Origin of the sequence: Opacimonas viscosa (assembly GCF_024199005.1) — a bacterium.
Taxonomy (GTDB): Bacteria; Pseudomonadota; Gammaproteobacteria; order Enterobacterales; family Alteromonadaceae; genus Opacimonas; species Opacimonas viscosa.
Genome location: NZ_JANATA010000161.1, coordinates 1 through 267 on the forward strand (window position 1 = coordinate 1; position 267 = coordinate 267).

Here is a 267-nt window from a genome sequence, read left to right on the forward strand (position 1 = left end):
TTTCTAAGTCGAACTGACTTTCATGTATCAAGGTTGTTTTTTCTGTTGTGAGGTTATAAGAAAATACAGCGGTCATTTCACGGTCTACATTCGACACAAAATAGAGTGTGTTACCGTCGTCACTCCAGTGGAAATGGCTAAAGGCTGCGGCCACAGCCGGCGTGTAAAGCGGACGTAATTCACCACTGGTTGAATCCAGCAGAAAAACGTCTTGTGCATCTTCTCCACGGGTTTCCGTTACGATGACATTGTGCGTACTGGGTTGCC

Annotated in this window: 1 protein-coding gene; it reads right to left on the minus strand. The window is 46.1% G+C overall.

Annotated features, from left to right (window positions below; genetic code table 11):
• Nucleotides 1-267 (minus strand): hypothetical protein (locus NLF92_RS13115; RefSeq protein ID WP_254102659.1); only part of this gene is annotated, 267 nt, incomplete at both ends.